The 484-nt window shown below is 60.7% G+C and carries 1 pseudogene; it reads right to left on the bottom strand.

Going from position 1 to position 484, the window contains the following annotated elements:
• Window positions 1-484 (bottom strand): annotated as a pseudogene (locus BK660_RS30555) (calcium-binding protein); the annotation flags it as partial.

The raw sequence follows: 484 nt of genomic DNA, 5'->3' as shown, positions 1-484 counted from the left end.
TCAGCGCCTGCACCACCCGACAGGGTGTCGTTGTTGGCGCCGCCAGTGATGACGTTGTCCAGACCGTTGCCGAACCCGACAAAACTGCTGTTGCCGACGTAAGTCAGACGCTCGACGTTATCGGCCAGACGCAGGTTGGTAACCACGGTGCGTACTTCGTCATCGCCGCCGCCGGCGGTTTCGATCACGTTGACTGCCGAGCCATTGACGAAATACACGTCGTTGCCCGCGCCGCCGATCAGTTTGTTGCCTGCAAGGCTCGCAGTCAGCGAGTCGCCAAATGACGAGCCGATCACGGTTTCGATGTTCCACAGTCGGTCGCCCTGCGCATCACCGCCGACACCGACCGCGCCACTGAGCAGGCTCGCCGTCACACCGCTTGCCGAACCCGAGTAATCAACGGTGTCGTTGTTGCCCATCGAGCCATCGAACGTATCGGCGGCTGCGCCACTGATGAAAATGTCGTCGGAGTTCGAACCTTGAA

Origin of the sequence: Pseudomonas brassicacearum, from assembly GCF_003732265.1 — a bacterium.
In the GTDB taxonomy this organism is placed as follows: Bacteria; Pseudomonadota; Gammaproteobacteria; order Pseudomonadales; family Pseudomonadaceae; genus Aquipseudomonas; species Aquipseudomonas brassicacearum_D.
Note: the sequence above shows the minus strand (reverse complement) of the source record. Positions and strands in the feature narration are given on the sequence as shown.